Here is a 23,988-nt window from a genome sequence, read left to right on the forward strand (position 1 = left end):
GGGCCGGTGACCGTGACAGACACCGACGCCGGGGGCGTGCTGGAGCCGGTCATCGCCCGGCAGGTGCGCCGGTATCGCGCGGAGTTGGGGCTGTCGGCCGCCGAGCTCGCGGCCCGCACCGGGCTGTCGAAGGCGATGATCTCGCGCATCGAGTCGGCCACCACATCGTGTTCCCTCACGACGCTGCAGCGTCTGGCCGAGGGCCTCGGCGTTCCGGTCACGGCGCTGTTCCGTGGCACCGACAGCGACCGCGAGGCCTCGTTCACCAAGTCGGGTGAGGGCAGCGTGAGCGTGCGCAGCGGCACGCAGCACGGGCACCAGTACCGCATGCTCGGCGTGCTGAAGGACGTGCCCGACGCCATCGAGCCGACCCTCGTCACCCTGACCGACGCCTCGAACGTCTTCCCGCTGTTCCAGCACCCGGGCACGGAGTTCCTCTACATGCTCGAGGGGCGCATGGTCTACGGCCACGGCGGCTACGAGTACGAGATGGAGCCCGGCGACTCGCTGCTGCTCGACGGGGAGGCCCCGCACGGCCCCGTGGAGCTGCGCGAGCTCCCCATCCGGTTCCTCGCGATCCGCGACCGCTGACGGAGCGCGCCCTGCGGCGCACCGCCGAGACGTGGTCAGGGCTTCGCGGCGGCGAGCTCCGCGCGGACGATGCCCGCTCCGGCGCTCAGCGCGCTCAGCTTCCCCCGAGCGACGTCCCGGGACAGCGGCGCCATGCCGCAGTTCGTGCTCGGGACGAGCAGGTCGGCGTCGACGAACGCCAGCGCCTTCCGGAGAGTGTCGGCGACCTCCTCGGGGGTCTCGATGGTGTCGCTCGCCACGTCGATGGCGCCGAGCATGATCTTCTTGCCGCGGACGAGCTCGATGAGCTCAATGGGAACGTGCGAGTGGTGCGACTCCAGTGAGATGGTGTCGATGGCCGACCGCTGCAGCAGAGGGAACGACTCCTCGTACTGCCGCCACTCCGACCCGAGGGTGGCCTTCCAGTCGGTGTTCGCCTTGATGCCGTAGCCGTAGCAGATGTGCACGACGGTCTCCGCCCGCAGGCCCTCCGCCGCCCGCTCCAGCGCCGCGACGCCCCAGTCGCGCACGTCGTCGAAGAAGACGTTGAACGCCGGCTCGTCGAACTGGATGATGTCGACCCCCGCCGCCTCCAGCGCCTTCGCCTCCTGGTTGAGGATCGTCGCGAACTCCCACGCGAGCTTCTCGCGGCTGCCGTAGTGGTGGTCGGCGAGCGTGTCGATCATCGTCATCGGGCCGGGAAGCGCCCACTTGATCGGCTGATCGGTCTGCCGACGGAGGAACGCCGCGTCGTCGGCGAACACGGGCTCCTCGAGGCTCACGGCACCGACGACGGTCGGGACGCTCGCGTCGTAGCGATTACGGATGCGCACCGTCTCACGCCGCTCGAAGTCGACGCCGGCGAGGTGCTCGATGAACGTGGTGACGAAGTGCTGACGGGTCTGCTCGCCGTCGCTGACGATGTCGATGCCGCCGAGGCGCTGCTCCTGGACGGCGACGCGCAGGGCGTCGCGCTTTCCCTCGACCAGCGCGTCGTCCTGAAGCCTCCAGGGAGACCAGAGGGTCTCGGGCTGTGCGAGCCACGAGGGTTTGGGCAGGCTGCCGACGATCGAGGTGGGCAGGAGCGTGTGCATGATCGGGGATCCTCCGCTGGTCATCCGACGGGTACGAGGTCGTGGCCGGCCGTCCACTGCGCGAGGGCGTCGCGGTGGGGCGTGATGAAGTGCTCCTCCGCGTACTTCCCCTGCGTCACCGCGAGCCGGCTGCGCTCGTCGCGGTCGTAGTCGATCCCGGTCCGGGAGAAGTCCTGCTGCTCCAGGTTCGGACGGAAGACGTCCGGGGCGGCCGAGTTCGCGTTGTAGATCTCGGGCCGGTAGATCTTCTGGAAGGCCTCCATGGTGCTGATCGTCCCGATCAGCTGCAGGTCGGAGTAGTCGTTCAGCAGGTCGCCCTCGAAGTAGAACGCGAGCGGCGCCTTGGCGCCCGGCGGCATGAAGCAGCGCGCCTGCAGCCCCATCTTCGCGAAGTACCGGTCGGTCAGCGAGAGCTCGTCCTGCTGGTACTCCAGGCCGAGGACGGGATGGCGCTCGCCGGTGCGGCGGTACGTCCTGCTGGTCGACACGCTGATGCAGATCACGGGCGGCATCGCGAAGCGCTCCCGGTACGCGGTGGAGCCCAGGAACTCCTGGAACAGGCGGCCGTGCAGATCGCCGAAGTCGTTCGGGATGGCGAGCCCGGCGCCGCCCGTACCGAGCGCCGGCAGCAGCACGCTGAAGTCGTAGTCGCGCACGTAGGAGGAGAAGTTGTTCCCCACGATGCCGCGATGGCGCCGGCCGGTCGTCCGGTCGAGGATCTGGATGTCCAGCATCTCGAGCAGGGGGAACTCCCGGTCCTCGCTCTGCTCCGCGAACAGCACGGCCGCCGAGACGATCTCGAGCTCGACGGTGTAGCGATCTCCGGTCGCGTTCCCCCCGCGCGCCAGGTCGTTGCAGCGGCGGTCGATCATCGTCAGCGCGTTGCGCAGGTTCTGTCGACGGTGCTCGCCGCGAGCCAGATTGGCGAAGTTCGTGGTGACGCGCGAGCTGTCCGAAGGCGAGTAGTCCTCGTCGAAGCGGGTGGTGGTGATGCGGAACGTGAACGCGTTCGTCATGGCGGCCCATCCGGTGGCTGATCGGCCGGGGTCGGCCGGGCGGAAGTCGGTGCCTCCATCGTGCAGACACCCTGCGGCTATCGGGTAACTTGCACCGGCTATGGCGGGCTATAGGCTCCAGCTATGTCTCGGGGATCCAGTGGCGTCACGCTGCAGCAGCTGCAGTACTTCATCGAGGTCGCGGCGGAGGGGTCGATCAGCGCCGCGGCCGACCTGCTCTATGTCGCCCAGCCCACCCTGTCGGCCGCGATGAAGGACCTCGAGACCCGAGTGGGCCGTTCCCTCCTCCTCCGGTCTGCCCGCGGCGTGACGCTCACCGCCGACGGCGCGGAGTTCCTCGGGTATGCCCGGCAGGTCGTCGAGCAGGTCGCGCTCCTCGAGCAGCGCTACCTCGGACGCCCGCCGTCGCGGCGCCTGCTCGCGGTGTCGACGCAGCACTACTCGTTCGCGGTCGACGCGTTCGTCCGGATGGTGAAGGCCAGCGGGGCGGCCGAGTACGAGTTCTCGCTGCGGGAGACGCGCACCTGGGACATCATCGAGGACGTGCGCACGCTCCGCAGCGAGCTCGGCATCCTGTACCGGAACGACTTCAACCGGAAGGTCATCGACAAGCTGCTGCGGGACTCCGGGCTCGCGTTCCACCCGCTCTTCGTCGCGACGCCGCACATCTTCATCTCCCGGACGAACCCGTTGGCCCGTCGCGATCGCGTCACGCTCGCGGACCTCGCCGAGCTGCCGCGGCTCACCTTCGATCAGGGTGCCAACAACTCGTTCTACTTCGCCGAGGAGATCCTCTCCACCCTGTCGAGCAGGCAGGAGATCCGGGTCTCCGACCGTGCGACCATCTTCAATCTCATGATCGGGCTCGACGGCTACACGATCTCGACGGGCATCATCAGCGACGACCTCGATCCGTCGATCGTCGCCATCCCGCTCGACGCCGATGAGCGCATCGAGATCGGGTGGATCGGCCATTCCGCGATCCCGCTCACCGAGCAGGCGCACCGCTACCTCTCGGAGCTGAGGGCCGTCGTCGCCGGATTCGGCGTGACATTGCTCGGCGAGCCGTAGCGCTGGGCCCGGCCGTCGCACCCGCGCCGCTGCGCCGGCGCACGGCGGCGTCAGCTGCCGAGCACCTGCCGCAGGGAGGCGTTGCCCAGCACGCGGTCGGGGTCTGCGGCGTCGCGCACGGCGAGGAAGTCGTCGAAGCGCGCGTAGCGCTCGCGCAGCCGGTCGGCCCCGAGGGTGTGCAGCTTGCCCCAGTGCGGGCGGCCCTCGTGCGCGTCGAAGATCGCCTGCGCGGCGGCGAAGTAGTGCTCGAACGGCCGCCGGAACCACTGATGCACCGCCACGTACGCGTTCTCGCGCTGGTGCCCCGTCGACATCCAGATGTCGTCGGCGGCCGCGAAGCGCACCTCGATCGGGAAGGCGATGTGCTCGCCGCTCGAGCGGAACCAGCGCTGCAGCTCGTCGATCACGCTCGGCAGCGCTTCGCGCGGGACCGCGAACTCCGACTCGACGAACCGCACGCGGCGGGGCGAGACGAACACCTCATACGAATGGTCGACGTACTCGCGCGCGCCGAGGGCCGAGCCGCTGATCCGATTGATCGCCGGGATCCAGGAGGGGCGCCACGCGCCGACGGCGTTGACCGCTCCGAACACGCCGTTGCTGAGGATCTCGTCGTCCCACAGGTGCCGGATGCGCCCGACGGGCCGGCGGGCGGTGCCATCCGGCACGCGCGCGTTGCGCTTGATGAGCGCGGCCTCGGTGTGCGGAAACCAGTAGAACTCGAAGTGATCGTCGGCCAGGAACTCCTGCAGGCGGTCGAGCACCTCGGGGAGCGGCAGGGGCTGTTCGCGGGCGCGGAGGAGGAAGGCCGGCACGCACTGCAGCGTCACCTCGGTGATGACGCCGAGCGCGCCGAGCGAGACCCGCGCCGCGTCGAACCACGGGTGCGACCGGTCGATCTCGACCACCTCGCCCGCCCCGGTCACGAGCTGCAGCGCGACAACGGCATGCGCGATGCCGTGCCGCCGCGCGCCGGTGCCGTGCGTGCCGGTCGAGATGGCGCCGGCGACCGACTGCGGGTCGACGTCTCCCATGTTGGGCAGCGCCAGGCCGCGGGCCCGCAGCTGCGGGTTGAGCGCACGCAGCGAGACGCCGGCCTGCACGCGCACGCGGCCCGAGGCCTCGTCGCAGCCGAGCAGGCGGTCCATCGCCCGAAGGTCGAGCTGCACGCCGTCGGTCACGGCGATGCCCGTGAACGAATGGCCCGCGCCCACCGGTTTGATGCGCTGTCCGGACGCCTGCGCCGCGCGCACGAGCGCCACCACCTCGTCCGTGCTGCGCGGACGCACCACTCGCGCCGGATGCGCCCTCTGGTTGCGACCCCAGTTGCGCCACTCGGCCCCGCTCGTCTTCACCCGAAGTCCCGTCCCTCTCCGCGGTAGGTGAGCGCCGTGCGCGCCGCGCCGGCCTCGACCAGCGCCACGGTGTCGAACCGCTCGCACATCTCACCCGCCTTGGCATGCCGGAACAGAACGCGATCGCCGGCACGCAGCCGCCGAGCCCCGCGCCCGCGGACCGGGGTCTGCACCTCGCCCGCGCCCTCAGAGCCCCGCAGCCGCAGCCCGCTCGGCCACACGGGCCGCGGCTGCCGGCTCGCGCCCGGCGGGCCGGATGCGACAAAGCCGCCGCTGAAGCACGTCGCGATGGCCGGGGCGGGCTTGCGCACGACATCGAGCGCGAAGAAGGCCGCCGGATGCGCCTCGAACGCGTCGTAGCGGTCGAACAGCGCCGGGGCGAACAGTCCCGAGCCGGCGGTGAGCTCTGTGACCACCGGGTCGGCGCCCGTGCGCTCGAGGCTGCCGGTGCCGCCGGCGTTCACGAACCGCAGAGGTGCGACCTCGTTCACGGCCGCGACGATCTCGGCGCGACGCCGCCGCAGCTCGGCATCGGAGCGGCGCTTGACCATCCGCACGGCGGGCGATGTGTCGGGCAGCCCCGCGATCTGCGCGTCGTAGAACATCAGGCCGTCGAGCACGAAGCCCTCGCGCACGGCGATCTCTCGGGCCATCCGGACGACCTCGGTCGTCGTCCGCAGGGGCGACCGGCGCACGCCCAGGTGTGCGCGCCCGATGCGCAGCGACGCGTCGACATCCAGGCACACCCGCACGTCGCCGGTGGGTCGTGCCGCGGCGACGAGCTCGAGGTGGGCGGTCGCGTCCACCATGAGCGTGATGTTCGCCCGGTGCTCGGCGCTCGCCGCCAGCTCCGCCAGCGCGGCGCGGTCGACGGTGGGGTACGCGAGCAGGATGTCCCGCACGCCGTGCGTGCTGAGCCACAGCGACTCCGCCAGCGAGTAGGTCATGACCCCGGCCCATCCCGGCCGGGCGAGCACCTGCTCGATGATCGCGCGCACCCGCACCGACTTCGTGGCCAGGCGCAGCGGAGTGCCCGCCGCGCGGGCGACGAGCTGGTCGGCGTTGTCGCGCAGACGCTCGGCGTCGATGACCGCGAGCGGCGCCGGCAGGTGCGCGGTGACGGCGAGCAGCTGTGCGGGGGTCATCTCCTCACCATCCCGTGACGCCCGCGTCGCGTGCAAGCGCGCGCCGCCCCGGAGGCGTCACTACCCTGGCGGCATGGCAGAGCGCAGAGTCGTCGCCCCGGTCATCCGCGAGGGCGAGAAGGTCAAGGGACCGGTGTCGTACTTCCCGAGCATCGAGAAGACATACGGGCGGCCCATCCAGGAGTGGCTCGATCTCGTGGCCGACAGGCTCGACGGTCGCGCGCACATGGAGGTCGTCGCCTGGCTCAAGGACGAGCACGGCCTCGGCCACGGCCACGCGAATGCGATCGTCGCCTACGTGAAGGCCGCCCTGGCGAAGTAGCCGCCATCGAGACGGCCCGTCACGCGTCGGCGATGGTGGGGATGTCCTCGAACACGATGAATGTGCGGGTCGAGCGCACGGCGGGGATGGCCTGCAGCTCCTCGAGCACGACGCGGCGCAGGTCGCGGCTGTCGCGGGCTCGCACGAGCAGCAGCACGTCGAAGTCGCCGCCCAGCAGCGCCGCGTGGTGCACCTCGGGAATGCGCGTGAGCCGCTCGCGCAGGTCCTGCCAGTCGGCCTGCTCGACGTTGAGCCCGACGTAGGCGCTGGCGTGCAGACCCTCGAGCACCGGATCGGTGCGCACCGTGAACCCCCGGATGACGCCGGTGTCCTCCATCTTCTTCACGCGGGCGTAGGCGCTGGCGCGAGAGACCTTCACCTTCGCGGCGATGTCGCTGATCGATGCGCGTCCATCGCGCCGCAGCGCCGCGAGGATCGCGCGATCCGTCTGATCCAGCTCCATGGGACACCTCCTGCGCCGAACCTCCGGGGGCTTCCGGACGAACTGCTCACAACGTACCTGTCCTTGGACGATTCGTCTCGATTTTATGGACAGGGGCAGACGTATTGATCCCGATCGCTCCATCCTGTTTCCATCCACGACGACGTGGAGCTGGTCGCGCCACGACCAGACCGAGCGACGAAGCGAGACCGATCGCATGGACGACCTCCTGCCCCGCGAGCATCCGGTGCGGCTCATCGACGAGACCGGCCGGCTGAGCGCCGACGACCGCTATCCCACCCCGGCCACCGAGCGCCTGCTCGACGCCTACCGCGCGCTCGTGCGCGGCCGCCGCATCAACGAGCAGGCCAACGCGCTCGTGCGGCAGGGGCGCCTGGCGGTGTATCCGTCGTCGCACGGCCAGGAGGCGTGCCAGGTCGCCGCGGCGCTGGCGCTCCGCGACGACGACTGGCTGTTCCCGACCTACCGCGACTCGGTGTCGGTGATCACGCGCGGGGTCGAGCCCGAGGAGGCGTTGGTGCTGCTGCGCGGCGACTGGCACGGGGGCTATGACCCGCAGCGGTACCGGGTGGCGCCGCAGGCCACGCCGCTGGCGACGCAGCTGCTGCACGCGGTGGGTCTGGCGCACGCGGCCAAGCTCAAGGGCGAGCGCACCGTCGTGATGGCGATGTGCGGCGACGGCGCCACGAGCGAGGGCGACTTCCACGAGGCGCTCAACTTCGCCGCCGTGTTCCACCTGCCGGTGGTCTTCTTCGTGCAGAACAACGAGTTCGCCATCTCGGTGCCGCTGTCGCGGCAGACCGCCGCGCCGTCGCTCGCGCACAAGGCGATCGGCTACGGCATGCCCGGGCAGCGCGTAGACGGCAACGACGTCGCGGCGCTGCTGGCGGTGCTCGGCGACGCGGTCGAGAACGCGCGCGAGGGCGGCGGCCCCGCGCTGATCGAGGCGCACACCTACCGGATGCAGGCGCACACGAACGCCGACGACGACACCCGCTACCGCGAGCGCGCCGAGGTGCAGGCATGGGTCGAGCGCGATCCGCTCATCCGGATGCGTGCGCATCTCGCCGGCACGGGCGTGCTCGACGAGCAGACCGAGGCTCGCTTCGCCGAGGAGGCCGAGCAGACCGCCGCAGCGCTGCGCGACGCCATGAATCGCGACGTGCGGCCCGACCCCGAAGACCTGTTCCGCTTCGTCCACGCCGAGCCCACGCCGCAGCTGCGCGCGCAGGGGGAGTCGCTGCAGGACGAGCTCGCGCGTGAGGAGGCCGCGAAGTGACGATGATCGACGAGACCCGACCCGCCGCATCCGGCACCGAGACGGCGCAGGATGCCCCGGTGCTCACGATGGCGGCCGCGATCAACCGCGCGCTGGCCGACGCCATGGAGGCCGACCCGTCGGTGCTGGTGTTCGGCGAGGACGTCGGCACGCTCGGGGGCGTCTTCCGTGTCACCGACGGGCTGGCGGCGCGCTTCGGCGAGGATCGGTGCTTCGACACCCCGCTCGCCGAGTCGGGCATCGTCGGCACGGCGGTGGGCATGGCGATGAACGGGATGCGCCCGGTCGTCGAGATGCAGTTCGACGCGTTCGCGTTCCCCGCGTTCGAGCAGATCGTGAGCCACGTCGCGAAGATGGCCAATCGCACGCGCGGGGCCGTGCGCCTGCCCATGGTCATCCGCATCCCCACCGGCGGTGGCATCGGCGGCGTCGAGCACCACTGCGACTCGTCCGAGGCCTACTACGCGCACACGCCGGGTCTGACGGTGGTGTGCCCCGCCACGCCGCAGGATGCCTACAGCCTGCTGCGCGCGGCCATCGAGCATCCGGATCCCGTGATCTTCCTCGAGCCGAAGAAGCTCTACTGGTCGAAGGCCCCGGTCGACGTGACCGTGCCCGCAGCCATCGGTCACGCACGTGTCGCGCGGCCCGGCAGCGACGCGACGCTCATCGCGTACGGCAACTCGGTCGGCGTCGCGCTGGACGCCGCGGAGGTCGCCGCGCAGGAGGGCCGCAGCGTGCAGGTGGTCGATCTGCGCACCATCACGCCGTGTGACGACGAGACGCTGTTCACGGCGGTGCGCTCCACCGGCCGTGCCGTCGTGGTCGCCGAGGCGCCGGGCTTCGCCAGCGTGGCATCGGAGCTCGCGGCCCGCATCGGAGAGCACTGCTTCGAATACCTCGAGGCGCCGGTGCGCCGCGTGACGGGGTTCGACATCCCGTACGCCCCGCCGAAGCTCGAGCGCTTCCACCTGCCCGACGTCGACCGCGTGCTGGACGCGATCGACACGCTGAACTGGGACGAGTCATGACGACCGCGACGACACAGGTGTTCCGGCTGCCGGACCTCGGCGAGGGCCTCACGGAGGCCGAGCTCGTGCAATGGCTGGTGAACGTCGGCGACGAGGTGCGCGTCGACCAGGCGATCGCCGAGGTCGAGACCGCCAAGAGCGTCGTCGAGCTGCCGTCGCCCTTCGCCGGCACGGTCGTGGCCCTGCACGGCGAGCCGGGCACAGCCCTGTCCGTCGGCGAGCCGGTGCTCGAGGTGGCTGCCGGAGCGCCGCGACCGGAGGGGGACTCCGAGCCTCGCGAGGCCACCCCGCAGGACGTCGAGATCGAGGCCCACCGCGCCGAGGAGCGCGCCGGATCGGGCAATGTCCTGATCGGCTACGGCACGACCGAGCACCGCGCGACCTCGCGCCGCCGTCGCCCCCGGCGCGAGAGCAGCCCCGCGCCTCGTCCCCGGCCGGCGGAGGGAGCGCCGACGACGAAGCAGGCGGTGCGTTCGCCGCTGGTGCGGCGCCTGGCGCGCGACCTCGGCATCGACCTCTCGTCCATCGTGCCCACGGGAGCGGACGGCGCGGTGACGCGCGCGGATGTGCTGCGCGCGGCGAATGCCGTCGAGCCCTCCGTCACGGCGCTCCCGGCCCAGGGCGCTCCCGCACAGGGCGCTCCCGCACAGGGCGCTCCCGCGGAAGCCCCTCCGGTTCCGGGGCTCCAGATCGCGTCGCGCGAGCGGATGTCGATGCTGCGCCGCACGGCGTCGGCGGCGTTCTCGCGCAGCCGATCGGAGATCCCCGAGGCCACCGTGTGGGTCGACGTCGATGCGACCGAGCTGTGGAACCTGCGGCCCGCCATGGCGGCGCCGGGGGAGCGGCCGCCGTCGTTCACGGCGCTCCTCGCGCGCTTCGTGCTGCTGGCGCTGCAGGACCATCCGCTGCTGGCGGGCCGGCTCGACGGCGACGACATCCTGACGTTCGACGGCGTGAACCTCGGCGTCGCGACCGACACCCCGCGCGGCCTCATGGTGCCCGTGCTGCCGCACGCCGACCGCAAGCCGGTGGCCGAGCTCGACACGGCGCTGCGGGCGACGGCGGAGGAGGCGCGAGCAGGCAAACTGCCGCCCGAGCGCCTGACCGGCTCCACGTTCACGCTCAACAACTACGGCGCGTTCGGCGTCGACGGCTCGGCGGCCATCATCAACCACCCCGAGGTCGCCATCCTCGGTGTCGGTCGCGTGATCGAGAAGCCATGGGTGGTCGACGGGGTGATGCAGCCCCGGCGCATCGCGCAGCTGTCGCTCGTGTTCGACCACCGGGTGTGCGACGGCGGCTACGCCGCCCGCTTCCTGCGCCAGGTGGTCGACGCGATCGAATCGCCGCTGTCGCTGTACGGCCCGCTGTAGGCGATCGAGGGATCGACGCGACCGGACGCAGACCGGGATATCGCTCTGATCGATGAAGCGCAAGTCGACACTCGCGTTGCCAGGGGACTCGAAGAAGCCGTGCAACTGACCGGGTAAGGCTTTCGGGGTTTGTGTCCGGAGGACGAGCCCCACCCGTCCTCCTCGAGAGGAGACCCCCATGGCCCAAGCGACACCCCGCCGCGATCCGGCGGACGCGCTGGAGTCCGACCGCGAGCTCACCGGCGACCGCATCATGGCCGCCCAGGACTTCACGGGAGAGGACGCCGGCTACCACAAGACCCTGCGGCCCCGGCAGATCCAGATGATCGCGATCGGCGGCGCCATCGGCACCGGCCTGTTCATGGGGGCGGGCGGCCGCCTCGAGAGCTCGGGGCCGTCGCTCATCCTGGTCTACGCGGTCTGCGGCTTCTTCGCGTTCCTCATCCTGCGGGCCCTCGGCGAGCTGGTGCTGCACCGCCCGTCATCCGGGTCGTTCGTCTCGTACGCGCGTGAGTTCTACGGCGAGAAGCTGGCCTTCGCCTCCGGATGGATGTACGTCGTGAACTGGGCGATGACCGCGATCGTCGATGTGACCGCCGCCGCGCTGTACGTGAAGTTCTGGGGTCAGTACGTGCCCGTGCTGGCGGAGATCCCGCAGTGGCTGGTCGCGCTCATCGCGCTGGTGGTGGTGCTGGCGCTCAACCTCGTGTCCGTGCGGGTGTTCGGCGAGATGGAGTTCTGGTTCTCGGCCATCAAGGTCGGCGCGCTGGTGCTGTTCCTGATCTTCGGCACGTGCTTCCTGATCTTCGGCGGCGTGACCGAGGCCGGGGCCACCGGCTTCTCGGTGATCGCCGACAACGGCGGCGTGTTCCCGATGGGCGCTGTGGCCCCCATGCTCGCCATCTCGGGCGTCGTGTTCGCGTACGCCGCGATCGAGCTGGTCGGCACCGCCGCGGGCGAGACCGCCGAGCCGGCCAAGGTCATGCCGCGGGCGATCAACACGGTCGTGCTGCGCATCGCGGTCTTCTATGTCGGGTCGGTGCTGCTGCTGTCGCTGCTGATGCCGTTCTCGTCGTACCAGGCCGGCCAGTCGCCGTTCGTGACGTTCTTCTCGAGCATCGGATCGCCCGAGGTCGGCGCGATCGCCGGTTCGGTGATGAACTTCGTCGTGCTCACGGCGGCCCTGTCGAGCCTCAACGCGGGGCTGTACTCGACCGGTCGCATCCTGCGGTCGATGTCGGTGAACGGGTCGGCGCCGACGTTCACGGCGCGCATGAGCCGTTCGGGCGTGCCGTACGGCGGCATCCTGCTGACGGCGGCCGTCACGCTGGCGGGCGTCGGCATCAACGCGCTGTGGCCGTCGCAGGCGTTCGAGATCGTGCTCGAGGTCTCGGCCCTCGGCATCGTGGGCGGCTGGAGCACGATCATGCTGTGTCACATCAGGTTCGTGCGCTGGTCGCGGCAGGGCCTCACTCAGCGCCCGTCGTTCCGGCTGTTCGGGGCGCCGTTCACGTCGTACCTTACGCTGGCGTTCCTGGCGTTCGTGCTCGTCACGATGGGCTTCTCGGAGACCGGCCGGTGGGTGCTGGCCTCGCTGATCGTGTTCATCCCCCTGCTGATCGCCGGATGGTTCGCCACCCGCAAGCGCATCATGGCGGCCGCCGCGGCCCGGGAGGGCTACACGGGAACGGTCCCGACGCTGCCTCTCTGACCCGGAGCGGGGCCTCGCGCGTCGCCGGATGCGGGGCCCTGCCTCCCCGGACCGACCGCTCACGCCGGCGCGAGCGAGGCGCTGCCGCGATGGGGCGAAGCGCGCTTCAGGAACGCGCGCTACGAGATCCGCGACGGCTCGCCGAGCTTGTGCCACGTGCGGTTGTGATAGACGAGCGGCTCGTCGCCTTCGGGGCCGCGGTTGGTCTCGCCCTGCAGGGCGTGCGCGACGATCACGGTCGATCCGCCGGCCTCGAGCCGGCTGACGATCGCGCAGCGGGTCCAGGCCCGCACGCCGGGGAACAGCGGCTCGCCGGTGGTCAGGCGTGTCCACGTCGACGTGTTGGCGAACCGGTCGACGCCGCTCGTCGACGCCAGCTTCGCCAGCGGCAGATCTGCGGCGTCGAGCAGGTGCACCACGATCGTGTCCGCCGACAGGATGGCCGGGGCGGCCGACGACAGGGTCGAGACCGAGAAGATCAGCATGGGAGGCTCGACGCTGACCGATGCGACGGAGGTCGCCGTCAGCGCGACCGGGCCGTCGGGCCCTTCGGCGGTGATCACGGCGACGCCGCCGGGGTGCCCGCGGAACAGCGCCTTGAAGCCTTCGGCGTCGAGCGTGCCGGGCGTCGTGATCACCTCGCCGGCGTGGCGGTCCTCGCCCACGTGCTCCACCTTCGCCTCGCTCATGCGCGCACCGCCGTCTCCGCGGTCGCCGTCTGGGCGGCCAGCAGCCCGCCGAGGTGGCGCGCGATCTGACGCGGGCCGGATCGGCGCGCGATCCGTTCGACGTCGGGGTTGTAGTTGGTGTTGGTGTTCACGTCGTAGGTGACCAGACGCCCGTCGAGTGTCTCGGCGAACTCGATGCCGCCGATCCGGATGCCCGCCGCCTCGAGGAACGCCAGGTGCTGTGCGATGAGCGGGTGCTCCGCCGCGATCTCGTCACGCAGTGCGAAGAGCGGCGGAGCCGGTTCGCCCGCCTCGCCGTCGACCGCGCACGCGTCGGCGGGGCACAGCTCGAAGCTGCCGGCGCTCGTGTCGACCCGCACCGCGTACACGAACTCGCCCCCCACGTACTCGGCGCGCGTCACGAACGGCTCGCGCGTCCACAGGTACTCCTGGATGAGCGTGATGCCGTCGGGCGACGGCTCGAAGTCGGGCCCGTCGACCCACGCGTCGAAGTCGTCGTGCGCGTCCCAGCGCCGCACCCCCAGACCCTTGCCGCCCTGATTGTGCTTGCTGATGAACGGCGCCGAGAACTCGCGCGCGCGCCTCTTGAGGTCGGCGGTGCCGAAGACCGCGACCGTCTGAGGCACGTCCACGCCCACCGCACGCAGGGCGGCGTGCTGGGCGACCTTGCTGACCTCGAGCTCGAGCACGGCGCTGCCGTTCACCACCGTGCGGCCCCACGACTCGAGCCAGCGCAGCACGGCGCGGCCGTACTCCTTCGACGCCGCGTGGTCGCGCGTGTGCGCCGACGCCGACAGGCGCGACCAGAACACGCCCTGCGGCGGCTCGGACGACAGATCGATCGAGCCCTCCGTCAGCAGCCATTCCTCGACCGGCACGTCCTCGGCCGCGAAGGCCGCGGCGAACGGCGGGAACCACTCGGGATTCTCGTGGATGGCATAGACCTTCGGCGTCGTCATGCCTCCAGTCTCGCCCGCCCCCGACCGCAGAGGGGTCGCGCATGACGATCCGTTGCAGCCTCGTAGCGCGCTGCGCGCGTTCTCACGGCGCGCTTCGCGCGCGTCTCGCACGCGTTCGGGCGCCGCTTCGCGGGCCCTCCGCGCGCGAGGCGCTGTCGCTTCGCTCCAGCGCGGCAGCGCTTCGCGCTGCGGGTTCGCTTCGCTCAACGCTCGCTTCGCTCGCACGGGGGTGGAGCGGACAGGTGGGTTGTTCGCTTCGGTCAACCCTCGCTTCGCGCGCGCGGGGTGGGGCCGGCGCGGCGCCTCGGCGCGCACATCCCCCGCGATGGTGGTCAGGGCACGCCGAGTCGTCTGGGGTCGCTTCCTGACCGGAAGGGGTCAGAGGCCGGCGTCGCGGACCGCGTCGAGGGCCTGGCGCAGGTCGGCGATGAGATCATCCACCGTCTCGATGCCGACCGAGAGGCGGATGAGGCCGTCGTCGATCCCGAGGCGATCACGGTGCTCCGGAGTGAAGCCCACGTGCGTCGTGGTCGCCACATGCAGTGCCATCGATCGGGTGTCGCCGAGGTGCGTCATCCGGCTGAACACGCGCAGCGCGTCGTAGAAGACCTCGGCAGCGGCGCGCCCTCCGGCGAGGCTGAACGAGAAGACCGACCCCGGTCGCCCGCCGTAGATGCGCTGGGCCAGGTCGTGGTGCGGGCTGCTCGGGAGGCCCGCGTAGTCCACCCGGCCGACCTCGGGCTGCTCGTCGAGCCAGAACGCGAGGGTGCGCGCGTTGTCGCAGTGGCGCTCCACGCGCAGCGACAGCGTCTCGATGCCCTGCTGCAGCAGGAACGAGGTGATCGGCGACAGCGCAGGCCCCATGTCGTTCACGACGCCCTGCCGCAGGTAGACCTCGAGCGCGCGGTCGCCGTACCGCTCGAGCAGCGACGGGCCGCCGGCCGCTGGCGGCTCGGTGATGCCCGGGTACGAGCGCGAGGACGCCGCCCAGTCGAAGTTGCCGCCGTCCACGATGGCACCCGACAGCGCAGCGCCGTGTCCCGTCAGGAACTTGGTCGACGAGTGGACGACCACGTTGGCGCCGTCCTCGATCGGCCGCGTCAGGTACGGCGACGCCAGCGTGTTGTCGACCATCAGGGGGATGCCGTGCCGGCGGGCCACGCGCGCGACCGCGGCGATGTCGATGAGGTCGTTGCGCGGGTTCGGGATGGGCTCGGTGAAGATCACCTTGGTCTCGGGCCGGATCGCCGCATCCCACTCGCCCTCATCCGCCCAGTCCCACACGTAGTCGACCTCGATGCCGAGGCGTGAGAACGTGCGCTGGAAGATCGTCTGCGTGCCGCCGTAGATGCTCGCGGTCGACACGACGTGCTCGCCGGCGCCCACCAGGCCGAGCAGCGCGGTCGTGATGGCCGCCTGCCCGGAGCCGACCAGGATCGCGCCCGCGCCGCCCTCGAGCGACGCGATGCGCTGTTCGGCGACGAGGTGCGTGGGGTTGAGGTTGCGCGAGTAGATCTGACCCGGCTCCTCGCCGCTGAAGCGGTCCCAGCCCTGCTGGAACGAGTCGAAGCGGTATCCGGCCGTCAGATAGATGGGCGTGAGGCGTGCGTTGTAGCCGTGCGCGTCGCTCTCGCCGACGTGCACCTGGCGCGTGTCGAAGCCGTAGCCGCTCCAGTCGTCATTGGGCGGCGCGATGCGGTGCGCCGGCGCGGGGGAGGGCTCGGAGGGGGTGGTCACGCCCCCAAGATATTCCGATCCACCTGCTCGGGCCGCATCCGGCGTCACACAGCGGAACGCGCGAGCCGCCCGACCCCGGCAGTCGCTCAGCCGCCCACGCCTAGACTGGGGGCATCCCGTCCGCACCGATCCTGGATCCGCCATGTCGCCTGCCGCGTCCCTGCGAGTGACCGCGCGTCACGTGCAGCTGCTGCGTGCCCTGTTCGCCGCCATCGCGGCGCTCATGATCACGTTCTCGCCCGATCACTCGGCGGAGGTGGGACTGTCCGTGCTGGGCGGGTTCGGCATCGCGACCGGCTTCGTGTTCGCCCTGGCGGCCTGGCTGGTCGCCCCGGCGGGGCACCGCGGGTCCAGCGCGCTGCTCGCGGCCGTGTATCTCGTGGCCGGCATGACCGCCAGCGTCACCGCCCTGCGTTCCGAGCTGCTGTTCTTCGCCGCCGTGATCGTCTGGGCCCTCGTGGCAGGTGCGGTCGAGCTGCTCGTGGGCATCGTGCAGCGGTCGCGCCTCGGTCGGGCCGACGCGCGAGACGCGATCGTCGTGGGCGCGCTGACCATCCTGCTGGGTCTCGCGGTGCTCATCGTGCCGACCGACTACGCGCTCGACTACTTCATCGAGGACGCCGGTCGAACGTTCACGCTGACCGGCACCACCATCGCGGTCGGCCTGCTGGGCGGATACGCGGCCATCGTGGCCGTCTATCTCGGCATCGCGGGGTTCTCGCCCCAGCCGGCGACCGAGACCGCGGCCGGGCCGGATGCCCGCACCGACACCGCAGACGACACCGCGAGCGCCGCGACGGCGCAGGAGGATCGACCGTGACCGACAAGCCCACCCGCCGCGACCTGATGCGCCCCGCCCAGCTGCTCGGCATCGCGTTCGGCGCCGCCCTGTTCGCGGGCTTCATCACCGCGATGACCATGGGCGCGTTCCAGGCCGTCCCGGCCGAGGCTGTCGCTCGGGCGTGGTCGATGGCCGGCATCGTCGCGGGCATCGCCTTCATCGCCGTGCTGCTCGGCCTCTCGATGCTGCTGCTCGTGGTCGACCCCGCCGACCAGCAGAGGACGGTCGACCGCCCGGTGCTGCTGCCGAAGGACGACGCCGCGGAGGGCGACCGCCCGCAGGGCTGAGCCTCTCCGGGCGCCTCGCCCTCTCCGGGGGGTACGCGTCGGGATGGGTACCCCTCCCGGGGTCCCGGCGCGGGAGGTGTCGCCGGCCGTTGATACCGTGGTGCCCGGGTCGCGCGGCAGGGCGCTGCGCGGGAGGTGGCAGACAACGTGATCTGGGAGATCGACGACCGGCCGCCAGCCGTCGAGGGGCTGGACGATCAGGGCCGTCCCGATCCGCAGTACGCGCGGTCGCTGGGGCTGATCTCGGCGCCGCTGGGCCGTCGTGCCGGCGCGGCCGCGATCGATCTCGGCGTGTATCTGCTGCTGCAGCTGCCGTACCAGCTCGGAGCGCTGCCGTTGCTGCTCAAGCTCATGGGCGGAACCATCAGCCTGTACGGCTTCGTCAACCACCCGCAGTTCGTGCTGGCGGTCGTGATGGCGGGCGCCACGACGCTGTTGACGGCGGCGTACTGTCTCGCCCAGCTGCTGCTGCACGGTCGACGCGGGGTGACGCTGGGCAAGGCGCTGCTCGGCATCCGCTCGGTGAACGTGCGCACGCTCGAGCGTCCGGGGTTCTGGCGCGTGGTGCTGCGGGCGCTCGTCGTGTGGGCGCCCGCTCTCACGGTCGTCGGAACCGCGCTGTTCCTCGTCTCGCCGACCTTCGACGCGCAGCGCCGGGGACGCGGCTGGCACGATCTGGCCGGGCAGACGTGGCTCGTCGATGTGCGGCACGGGCTGAACCCGTACGACGCCAAGCGCATGCGCATCGCGCGCAAGAGCGTCTCCGTCGCGCCGGTGCAGGAGGCGTCGCGGCTTCCTTCGCTGGCCACGCCCGTCGATCCGGGCGCCGCGCCCGCGTACCGTCCGGGGGCGCGCGTGAGCTCCGGCGTGCTGGGGGTCGCCCGTCCGGTCTCGAGCGCAGGAGAGCCGAGCGTGGGTCTCGCGGGCCGTGCCGACCTCCGCGCGACGCCGGCCCCGGCGCCCGCTCCCGCCCTGGCACCCGCGCCCGCCCCGGAACGCGCGCCGGTTCCCACTCCCGACCCGGCCTCGCCCGCGCCCGTCGCGGCGGCCGTCCCCGCGCCTGCTTCGGGATCCCCCGCCGCGACGCCCCAGCGGCAGCCGGCTCCCATTCCGCCGGCTCGCTCGCTGTCGCACGTCCCGATCTTCACGTTGCAGCTCGACACGGGCGACCTCATCCCGGTGGCCACGGATCTGGTGCTCGGACGCGACCCTCAGCACCCGGGCGCGCAGCCCATCCGGATCCCGGATGAGACTCGCTCGCTGTCGAAGACCCACCTGCTGGTGCGCCCCGACGAGGGCGGCGTCGTGGTGATCGACCAGCAGTCGACCAACGGGACCAGCGTGGTGCAGGACGGAACCGAGCGGCAGGCGACTCCCGGCGCCCCCACGGTGGTGCGCCCGGGAGAGGTCATCCGGTTCGGCGACCGGACTGCGGTGGTGATGCGCGGCTGACCCGCACGGGCCCGCGCGGACGACGAGGAGTCGATGAATGAAGCTCAAGCTGACGCTGCACCGTGAGGGAGTCGAGCCCGTCGACGTGGTCGTCACGGCGGATTCGACCGCGACGGCCTCGGACGTCGCGCGCCAGATCGCGGCGGCCGACCCCGCCCGCACGGTGCTCGCGGACGCATCCGATGTGCTCACGCTCGCCGTCGCATCGCCCACAGCGGAGCGGTTCGAGCCCCTGCAGCCCGATGTGCCGATCGGCGAGGCGCCGATCGGCTCGGGCTTCGCCGCCGCCGTCATGAACCTCGGCCCCACTCCCATGTTCGCGGCCGCGTCCGGCGGGCGCAGTGCGGCCGGCGTGCTGCGCGCCGTCGACGGCCCGCTCGCCGGACAGGAGTTCCCGCTCGTGTCGGGACACGTGTTCATCGGTCGCGACGCGGGCAACGACATCCGCCTCGCCGACCCGATGGTCTCCAAGCGCCACGCCCGCCTCGAGGTGGGCCACTACATCGAGCTGGTCGATCTGAACTCGGCCAACGGCGTCATCGTCGACGGCGAGCCCGTCCAGCGCGTGCGCGTGATGCCGGGCAAGCCGTTCACGATCGGTGCGACGACGCTCGTGATCTACCTCTCGAGCGACTTCGACGGCTCCGCCGATCGCGACCAGGTGCTGGAGCGCGGCGGCGCCCTGCTGTTCAACCGCAGCCCCCGCGTCGAGGTGCGCTATCCCGGAACGGCGCATCCGGCTCCTCGCATCCCGACCGAGATGCTGAGCAAGCTCTTCCCGTGGACCGTGCTGGTCGCGCCGATCATCATGTCGGTCGCGATCTTCTCGATCACGAACAACCCTCGGGCGCTGCTGCTGATCTTCATGACGCCGCTCATGGCGCTCGGCAACTTCGTCAACCAGAAGAGCCAGGCCAACAACAAGCGCAATCACGAGCTGCAGCTGTTCGAGCGGCAGTTCGAGCGGCTGGAGGAGCTCTTCTATCTCGCCAAGCCCGAGGAGGAGCGCGCCCGCAACGAGGAGGCGCCCCCGGTCGCCGAGGTGTTCGAGCACGCCATGCGGCTCGGTCCCATGCTGTGGACGCGGCGCCCCGAGCACTGGAACTTCCTCGCCGTGCGGCTCGGCTCGTGCCGGGCAGAGTCGCGCAACTCGATCCAGGACCGCGACGAGCAGGATGGGCTGCCCGAGTACATCGAGCGCGTCGAGCGGCTGCGCGAGCGCTACCGCTACGTCGACGACGTGCCGGTGCTCGACTCGCTGCGGGCGGCGGGATCCCTCGGGGTGGCCGGCCCGAGCGGAGCGGCGGCCGACGCGATGCGGGGCATAGCGGTGCAGCTGTTCGGCCTTCATGCGCCGAACGAGGTCGTGACCGTCGCCTTCGCCGACGCCGACTGGACGCCCGAGCTCGAGTGGCTCAAGTGGCTGCCGCACACCACCAGCGAGACGAGCCCGTTCAAGGATCTCCCGCTGGCCGATTCCGCCCCGACGTCCGCCGCGCTCCTGAGCGCGCTGGAGGAGTACGTGCTGCGGTCGGGGGCGAAGCCCAGCCATCGCGGACCGTTCCCCGAGCACTGGAACCCGATGAAGTACGGCACCGACGTCAATCGTGCGGGCAACGAGAGCGACGCCAAGGTGCAGGTCTCGGTGATCGTCTTCGTGACCAACGACGCCCCCGTCGACCGCGCGCGGCTCACGCAGGTGCTCGAACTGGGCGCCGACGTCGGCGTGCACGCCGTGTTCGTCGCCCCCACCGTGGCGTCGCTGCCGGCCGCCTGCCGCAGCTTCGTCGACGTGTCGGAGGGGCTCGAGCACGCGCGCGTGGGGCTCGTGCGCAACGGCGACCTGTACGAGAACGTGCGGGTCGAGGGCGTCTCGAACGCCTACATGCAGATGCTCGCGCGGCGGCTCGCTCCCGTCGTCGACGCGAGCACCGTGATCCACGACGCATCGGACATCCCCAACTCGGTCATGTTCCTGTCGCTCGTGGGTCACGAGATCGCCGAGGAGCCGGCCGCCGTCGTCGAGCGCTGGCGACAGAACAACACGATCCTCGATCGCTCGGGGGCGACTCGGCCGCGGCTCAAGAAGGCCGGAAACCTGCGCGCCATCATCGGCCAGGGCGCAAGCGACGCCATGACGCTCGACCTGCGCTCGCAGGGCCCCCACGCGCTCGTCGGCGGCACGACCGGCGCCGGGAAGTCAGAGTTCCTGCAGGCCTGGGTGCTCGGCATGGCGTCGGCGCACAGCCCCGATCGCGTGACCTTCCTGTTCGTCGACTACAAGGGCGGCTCGGCATTCGCCGACTGTGTCGACCTGCCGCACTGCGTGGGCCTCGTGACCGACCTCAGCCCGCACCTCGTGCGACGTGCGCTCACGAGCCTGCGGGCCGAGCTGCACTATCGCGAGCACCTCTTCAACCGCAAGAAGGCGAAGGATCTGCTCGAGCTCGAGAAGCGCCAGGATCCCGAGTGCCCGCCGGCGCTGGTGCTCGTGATCGACGAGTTCGCCGCGCTCGCGGGCGAGGTGCCCGAGTTCGTCGACGGCGTCGTCGACATCGCGCAGCGCGGACGCTCGCTAGGCATCCACCTGATCATGGCCACGCAGCGCCCCGCGGGCGTCATCAAGGACAACCTGCGCGCCAACACCAACCTCCGCGTCGCGCTGCGCATGGCCGACGAATCCGATTCGCGTGACGTGGTGGACGACACCGTCGCGGCGTCCTTCCCTCCCTCGATCCCCGGCCGCGCGATCGCGAAGACGGGACCGGGGCGCCTCGTGCCGTTCCAGTCGGCGTATGCGGGCGGATGGACGCGTGACGACGAGGTGCAGATCGCCGAGGTCAGGGTGGCCGAGCTGCGCTTCGGATCGATCGTCGAATGGGAGCCCGACCGGCCCGCCGAGTCGGATTCGCATGACGAAGACCTCGGCCCCAACGACCAGAAGCGCGTCGTCACCACGCTGGTGCGCGCGGCCGATCTCGCGGGCCTGCCGCGGCCGCGCCGGCCCTGGCTGGATGACCTCGCCCACGTCGTGGACCTGCGCGACCTCCCGGTCGAGGGCGACGCGCTCATCTGCCTCGGCCTGGCCGACCTGCCCGAGCGGCAGCAGCAGAACCCGGTGCACTTCACGCCGGATCGCGACGGGTCTCTGCTGATCTACGGCACATCCGGATCCGGCAAGTCGACGGTGCTGAAGACCATCGCGACGGCGGCCGGCATGCGCCCCGAGCGGGGCTCGGCGCACGTGTACGGTCTCGACTTCGCGTCGGGCGCCCTCGGCGTGCTGACCCGGCTTCCGCACGTGGGATCGATCGTGGACGGCGACGACGCCGAGCGCATCCAGCGTCTGATGCGCACGCTCGACCGTGAGCTCGACCGCCGCTCGGCGGCGTTCTCGGCGGCGAACGCGGCCAACCTCACGGAGTACCGTGACCTCGTCGACCCGAGCATGCCGCGCATCATCCTGCTGATCGACAACTTCCCGGAGTTCAAGAAGGAGTGGGAGATCACCGCGGCGCGGGCGCCGTTCTACCAGGTGTTCATGCGGGTCCTCGGCGAGGGGCGTCCGCTCGGCGTGCACGCGGTGATCACCGCCGATCGCAGCGGCGCCGTGCCGACGGCGGTCGCGGCGAACATGTCGCGGCGGGTGGTGCTGCGCATGGCGGAGCAGAACCAGTACACGATCCTCGGCGTCGCGAAGGACATTCTCGACGAGCAGTCGTCCCCGGGGCGCGCGATCGTCGACAACCATGAGGTGCAGATGGCCGTGCTCGGCGGCACGACCAACGTGGCCGAGCAGTCCAAGGCGCTCGACGTGCTCGCCGAGCGCCTGCGTGCCGAGGGCGTCGCCGAGCTTCCCGAGATCGGCGCTCTGCCGACCGAGGTGTCGGCCAGCGCGATGCCCGCGACGGCCGGCGGCCTTCCGGTGTTCGGTATCGCCGACGACACCCTCGAACCGCGCGGCTTCGACCCGGTCGGCTCGTTCGTCATCACCGGCCCGCCTCAGTCGGGCAAGACCAATGCGCTCAAGGCGCTGGTGGCGGCCGTGGAGCGCTTCGATCCCGAGGTCAAGCTGTTCCACTTCGGAAGCCGGCGCGCGCAGCTCACCGATTTCCGCCCGTGGATTCGCAGCGCCACCCGCCCCGACGACGAGAAGGAGCTCGCGCTCGAGCTCGCCGAGATCGTGGCGGATGACGCGGTGCCGGGCCGCCTCATGATCGTGATCGAGGACATCCCGCACCTGGCAGACGGGCCCGCCGAGCGGCCGATGCGGGCGCTGCTGCAGGCCGTCAACAACAGCGACCACATCCTGATCGCCGAGTCGGAGATCTCCCGCGCGGGTGGCGGGTCGGGTCTGCTCGGCGAGTGGAAGATGGGGCGGCAGGGCATCGCGCTCAAGCCCGACGCCTACGACGGGGAGTCGCTGTTCAAGGTGCCGTTCGGTCGCGTCAAGCGCACCGACTTCCCCGACGGGCGCGGCATCTTCGTGCAGGCGGGACGTGCGGTGACGATGCAGATGCCGTTCGTCGACGAGGCGTCGTCGCGCCGGGCATCGGCGCCGCGGCAGGCGATGCCGCAGCGCGTCACGCCGTCCCCGGCGCCGGCGGCGACGAGCGATGCGGCCGGCGAGGACGACGCCCGCGCCGCCCGCCGGCGCGCGCGCCGGGAAGCGGCCGCGGCCGCTTCGGAGGGGGCTGCTCCCGCCTGACCCGGGCTGGCAGTGCTCACCGGGGGAGCGCTCACGGGGGCAGTGCTCACCGGGGGAGCGCTCCCCGGGGGCAGTGCTAGAAAGAAAGTAAAGCAGCTAGAGCCACATATCAAATTTATTGAACAAGGGAAGGACCATGATCACTCAGACGCGAATCATAAACACAGTCATGATCATAGTCACGAACATAATCACGATCATAGTGAAAGTAAGTCGCATAATCATGATCATGCTGAAGATGACGGACATGGACATAGCCATGATCATGGAGAGAATAGCGTTCGAACAATGATGATTCGCTTAATAGCTAGTGCTGCAATAGGTGCAGCAGGGATTCTTCTTTCATTAAACAGTACAGTTGAACTCATGCTCTTTATCGTTGCTTATCTTATTATTGGTGGAGACATTGTTTTAAGAGCAGTTAAAAATATTATTCGAGGGCAGGTTTTTGATGAGTACTTCCTAATGTCAATCGCAACGATTGGTGCGTTCGTAATAGGTGAGTATCCAGAAGGCGTTGCTGTAATGTTGTTCTATCAGGTCGGAGAACTATTCCAAAGCATTGCAGTTAATCGTTCACGCAAATCAATTAGCTCATTGTTAGATTTACGTCCAGACTTCGCCAACATAAAAATTAATAATGAAATTAAGCGTGTAAGCCCTGAAGAGGTTAAGGTTGGCGATATGATTGTAGTACGTCCAGGAGAACGGGTACCCCTTGACGGTAAAGTCGTGGATGGTAATTCGGCTATGGATACCTCAGCATTAACTGGAGAATCTGTTCCACGAGAAGTAGCTGTTGGCGATGACATTTTAAGTGGATTTATTAATAAAAATGGAGTTTTAACTATAGAGGTTACTAAGGAATTCGGAGATTCTACCGAT

20 protein-coding genes are annotated in these 23,988 nt (G+C 70.3%); 12 read left to right on the forward strand and 8 right to left on the reverse strand.

The features are described from left to right. Positions 1-6 precede the first annotated feature (6 nt). Positions 7-591, forward strand: coding sequence for a helix-turn-helix domain-containing protein (locus tag ABTW64_RS08185; protein ID WP_350621149.1), 585 nt, complete (start codon positions 7-9; stop codon positions 589-591). Positions 592-626: 35 nt separating this feature from the next. Here ABTW64_RS08185 and ABTW64_RS08190 read toward each other — a convergent pair whose 3' ends face one another. Both ABTW64_RS08190 and ABTW64_RS08195 read right to left on the reverse strand, forming a co-directional pair. Next, positions 627-1,664, reverse strand: a complete 1,038-nt coding sequence (locus ABTW64_RS08190) for a methionine synthase (protein ID WP_350621151.1) — start codon at positions 1,662-1,664, stop codon at positions 627-629. Between the two features lie 20 nt (positions 1,665-1,684). After that, positions 1,685-2,680, reverse strand: a complete 996-nt coding sequence (locus ABTW64_RS08195) for a putative oxygenase MesX (RefSeq protein WP_350621153.1) — start codon at positions 2,678-2,680, stop codon at positions 1,685-1,687. A gap of 123 nt (positions 2,681-2,803) precedes the next feature. Between ABTW64_RS08195 and ABTW64_RS08200 the strand changes: the two genes are divergently transcribed. Continuing rightward, positions 2,804-3,751 (forward strand): LysR family transcriptional regulator, encoded by a 948-nt coding sequence (locus ABTW64_RS08200; RefSeq protein ID WP_350621155.1) that lies wholly within the window; start codon positions 2,804-2,806, stop codon positions 3,749-3,751. 50 nt (positions 3,752-3,801) lie between these two features. Here the strand turns inward: ABTW64_RS08200 and ABTW64_RS08205 are convergent, their stop codons facing one another. Continuing rightward, positions 3,802-5,106: a D-arabinono-1,4-lactone oxidase gene (locus ABTW64_RS08205; protein ID WP_350621157.1), complete on the reverse strand. Its 1,305-nt coding sequence runs from the start codon at positions 5,104-5,106 to the stop codon at positions 3,802-3,804. Next, positions 5,103-6,251, reverse strand: a complete 1,149-nt coding sequence (locus ABTW64_RS08210; protein ID WP_350621159.1) for a type III PLP-dependent enzyme domain-containing protein — start codon at positions 6,249-6,251, stop codon at positions 5,103-5,105. The genes ABTW64_RS08205 and ABTW64_RS08210 overlap by 4 nt, the downstream gene beginning before the upstream one ends. 73 nt (positions 6,252-6,324) lie before the next feature. Here ABTW64_RS08210 and ABTW64_RS08215 point away from each other — a divergent pair, with 73 nt between their 5' ends. Continuing rightward, positions 6,325-6,573: a DUF4287 domain-containing protein gene (locus ABTW64_RS08215; RefSeq protein WP_350621161.1), complete on the forward strand. Its 249-nt coding sequence runs from the start codon at positions 6,325-6,327 to the stop codon at positions 6,571-6,573. 19 nt (positions 6,574-6,592) lie between these two features. Here the strand turns inward: ABTW64_RS08215 and ABTW64_RS08220 are convergent, their stop codons facing one another. Continuing rightward, entirely contained in the window at positions 6,593-7,036 is a 444-nt protein-coding gene (locus tag ABTW64_RS08220) for an Lrp/AsnC family transcriptional regulator (protein ID WP_350621163.1), read from the reverse strand. Between the two features lie 196 nt (positions 7,037-7,232). Between ABTW64_RS08220 and pdhA the strand changes: the two genes are divergently transcribed. The 4 genes from pdhA (at position 7,233) to ABTW64_RS08240 (ending at position 12,430) form a co-directional block, all read left to right on the forward strand. After that, on the forward strand, positions 7,233-8,315 hold the full coding sequence (pdhA, locus tag ABTW64_RS08225) for a pyruvate dehydrogenase (acetyl-transferring) E1 component subunit alpha (RefSeq protein ID WP_350621165.1): 1,083 nt from the start codon (positions 7,233-7,235) through the stop codon (positions 8,313-8,315). A 2-nt stretch (positions 8,316-8,317) separates the two neighbouring features. Continuing rightward, positions 8,318-9,346, forward strand: coding sequence for an alpha-ketoacid dehydrogenase subunit beta (locus tag ABTW64_RS08230; RefSeq protein WP_350621197.1), 1,029 nt, complete (start codon positions 8,318-8,320; stop codon positions 9,344-9,346). After that, positions 9,343-10,719, forward strand: coding sequence for a dihydrolipoamide acetyltransferase family protein (locus tag ABTW64_RS08235; RefSeq protein ID WP_350621167.1), 1,377 nt, complete (start codon positions 9,343-9,345; stop codon positions 10,717-10,719). The genes ABTW64_RS08230 and ABTW64_RS08235 overlap by 4 nt, the downstream gene beginning before the upstream one ends. 178 nt (positions 10,720-10,897) lie before the next feature. Then, positions 10,898-12,430: an amino acid permease gene (locus ABTW64_RS08240; RefSeq protein ID WP_350621168.1), complete on the forward strand. Its 1,533-nt coding sequence runs from the start codon at positions 10,898-10,900 to the stop codon at positions 12,428-12,430. A gap of 119 nt (positions 12,431-12,549) precedes the next feature. Here the strand turns inward: ABTW64_RS08240 and ABTW64_RS08245 are convergent, their stop codons facing one another. The 3 genes from ABTW64_RS08245 to ABTW64_RS08255 all read right to left on the reverse strand — a co-directional run bounded on the left by ABTW64_RS08245 (position 12,550) and on the right by ABTW64_RS08255 (position 15,815). Beyond that, the gene (locus ABTW64_RS08245; RefSeq protein WP_350621169.1) at positions 12,550-13,119 is read right to left on the reverse strand and encodes a flavin reductase family protein; all 570 of its coding nucleotides are present in this window, start codon (positions 13,117-13,119) and stop codon (positions 12,550-12,552) included. Next, entirely contained in the window at positions 13,116-14,078 is a 963-nt protein-coding gene (locus ABTW64_RS08250) for an ATP-grasp domain-containing protein (RefSeq protein ID WP_350621171.1), read from the reverse strand. The genes ABTW64_RS08245 and ABTW64_RS08250 overlap by 4 nt, the downstream gene beginning before the upstream one ends. A gap of 378 nt (positions 14,079-14,456) precedes the next feature. Then, positions 14,457-15,815, reverse strand: coding sequence for an O-acetylhomoserine aminocarboxypropyltransferase/cysteine synthase family protein (locus ABTW64_RS08255; protein WP_350621173.1), 1,359 nt, complete (start codon positions 15,813-15,815; stop codon positions 14,457-14,459). A gap of 142 nt (positions 15,816-15,957) precedes the next feature. Here ABTW64_RS08255 and ABTW64_RS08260 point away from each other — a divergent pair, with 142 nt between their 5' ends. From ABTW64_RS08260 to ABTW64_RS08280, 5 genes are all read left to right on the forward strand, one after another. Further along, a complete protein-coding gene (locus tag ABTW64_RS08260) occupies positions 15,958-16,635 on the forward strand; it encodes an acyl-CoA synthetase (protein WP_350621175.1) in 678 nt (225 codons plus the stop codon). After that, positions 16,632-16,943, forward strand: coding sequence for an amino acid transporter (locus ABTW64_RS08265; protein ID WP_350621177.1), 312 nt, complete (start codon positions 16,632-16,634; stop codon positions 16,941-16,943). Before ABTW64_RS08260 ends, ABTW64_RS08265 begins: the two co-directional genes overlap by 4 nt. A gap of 135 nt (positions 16,944-17,078) precedes the next feature. Beyond that, positions 17,079-18,395, forward strand: a complete 1,317-nt coding sequence (locus ABTW64_RS08270; protein ID WP_350621179.1) for an RDD family protein — start codon at positions 17,079-17,081, stop codon at positions 18,393-18,395. A 37-nt stretch (positions 18,396-18,432) separates the two neighbouring features. After that, positions 18,433-23,103 carry a type VII secretion EssC family protein gene (locus ABTW64_RS08275; RefSeq protein WP_350621181.1) on the forward strand — a complete coding sequence of 1,557 codons (4,671 nt, stop codon included), beginning with the start codon at positions 18,433-18,435 and terminating at the stop codon, positions 23,101-23,103. A gap of 288 nt (positions 23,104-23,391) precedes the next feature. Further along, positions 23,392-23,988, forward strand: a 597-nt coding sequence (locus ABTW64_RS08280) for a P-type ATPase actuator domain-containing protein (RefSeq protein ID WP_502892311.1), incomplete at its 3' end; no start/stop codon positions are given.

This window comes from Microbacterium sp. NPDC096154 (assembly GCF_040302945.1).
Lineage (GTDB): Bacteria > Actinomycetota > Actinomycetes > Actinomycetales > Microbacteriaceae > Microbacterium.

Excerpts from the sequence above, each read along its gene's own strand:
- ABTW64_RS08190 (WP_350621151.1), bottom strand. The coding sequence starts at position 1,664 with ATGCACACGCTCCTGCCCACCTCGATCGTCGGCAGCCTGCCCAAACCC.
- ABTW64_RS08195 (WP_350621153.1), bottom strand. The coding sequence starts at position 2,680 with ATGACGAACGCGTTCACGTTCCGCATCACCACCACCCGCTTCGACGAG.
- ABTW64_RS08200 (WP_350621155.1), top strand. The coding sequence starts at position 2,804 with ATGTCTCGGGGATCCAGTGGCGTCACGCTGCAGCAGCTGCAGTACTTC.
- ABTW64_RS08210 (WP_350621159.1), bottom strand. The coding sequence starts at position 6,251 with ATGACCCCCGCACAGCTGCTCGCCGTCACCGCGCACCTGCCGGCGCCG.
- ABTW64_RS08215 (WP_350621161.1), top strand. The coding sequence starts at position 6,325 with ATGGCAGAGCGCAGAGTCGTCGCCCCGGTCATCCGCGAGGGCGAGAAG.
- ABTW64_RS08220 (WP_350621163.1), bottom strand. The coding sequence starts at position 7,036 with ATGGAGCTGGATCAGACGGATCGCGCGATCCTCGCGGCGCTGCGGCGC.
- pdhA (WP_350621165.1), top strand. The coding sequence starts at position 7,233 with ATGGACGACCTCCTGCCCCGCGAGCATCCGGTGCGGCTCATCGACGAG.
- ABTW64_RS08230 (WP_350621197.1), top strand. The coding sequence starts at position 8,318 with ATGATCGACGAGACCCGACCCGCCGCATCCGGCACCGAGACGGCGCAG.
- ABTW64_RS08235 (WP_350621167.1), top strand. The coding sequence starts at position 9,343 with ATGACGACCGCGACGACACAGGTGTTCCGGCTGCCGGACCTCGGCGAG.
- ABTW64_RS08240 (WP_350621168.1), top strand. The coding sequence starts at position 10,898 with ATGGCCCAAGCGACACCCCGCCGCGATCCGGCGGACGCGCTGGAGTCC.
- ABTW64_RS08245 (WP_350621169.1), bottom strand. The coding sequence starts at position 13,119 with ATGAGCGAGGCGAAGGTGGAGCACGTGGGCGAGGACCGCCACGCCGGC.
- ABTW64_RS08250 (WP_350621171.1), bottom strand. The coding sequence starts at position 14,078 with ATGACGACGCCGAAGGTCTATGCCATCCACGAGAATCCCGAGTGGTTC.
- ABTW64_RS08260 (WP_350621175.1), top strand. The coding sequence starts at position 15,958 with ATGTCGCCTGCCGCGTCCCTGCGAGTGACCGCGCGTCACGTGCAGCTG.
- ABTW64_RS08275 (WP_350621181.1), top strand. The coding sequence starts at position 18,433 with ATGAAGCTCAAGCTGACGCTGCACCGTGAGGGAGTCGAGCCCGTCGAC.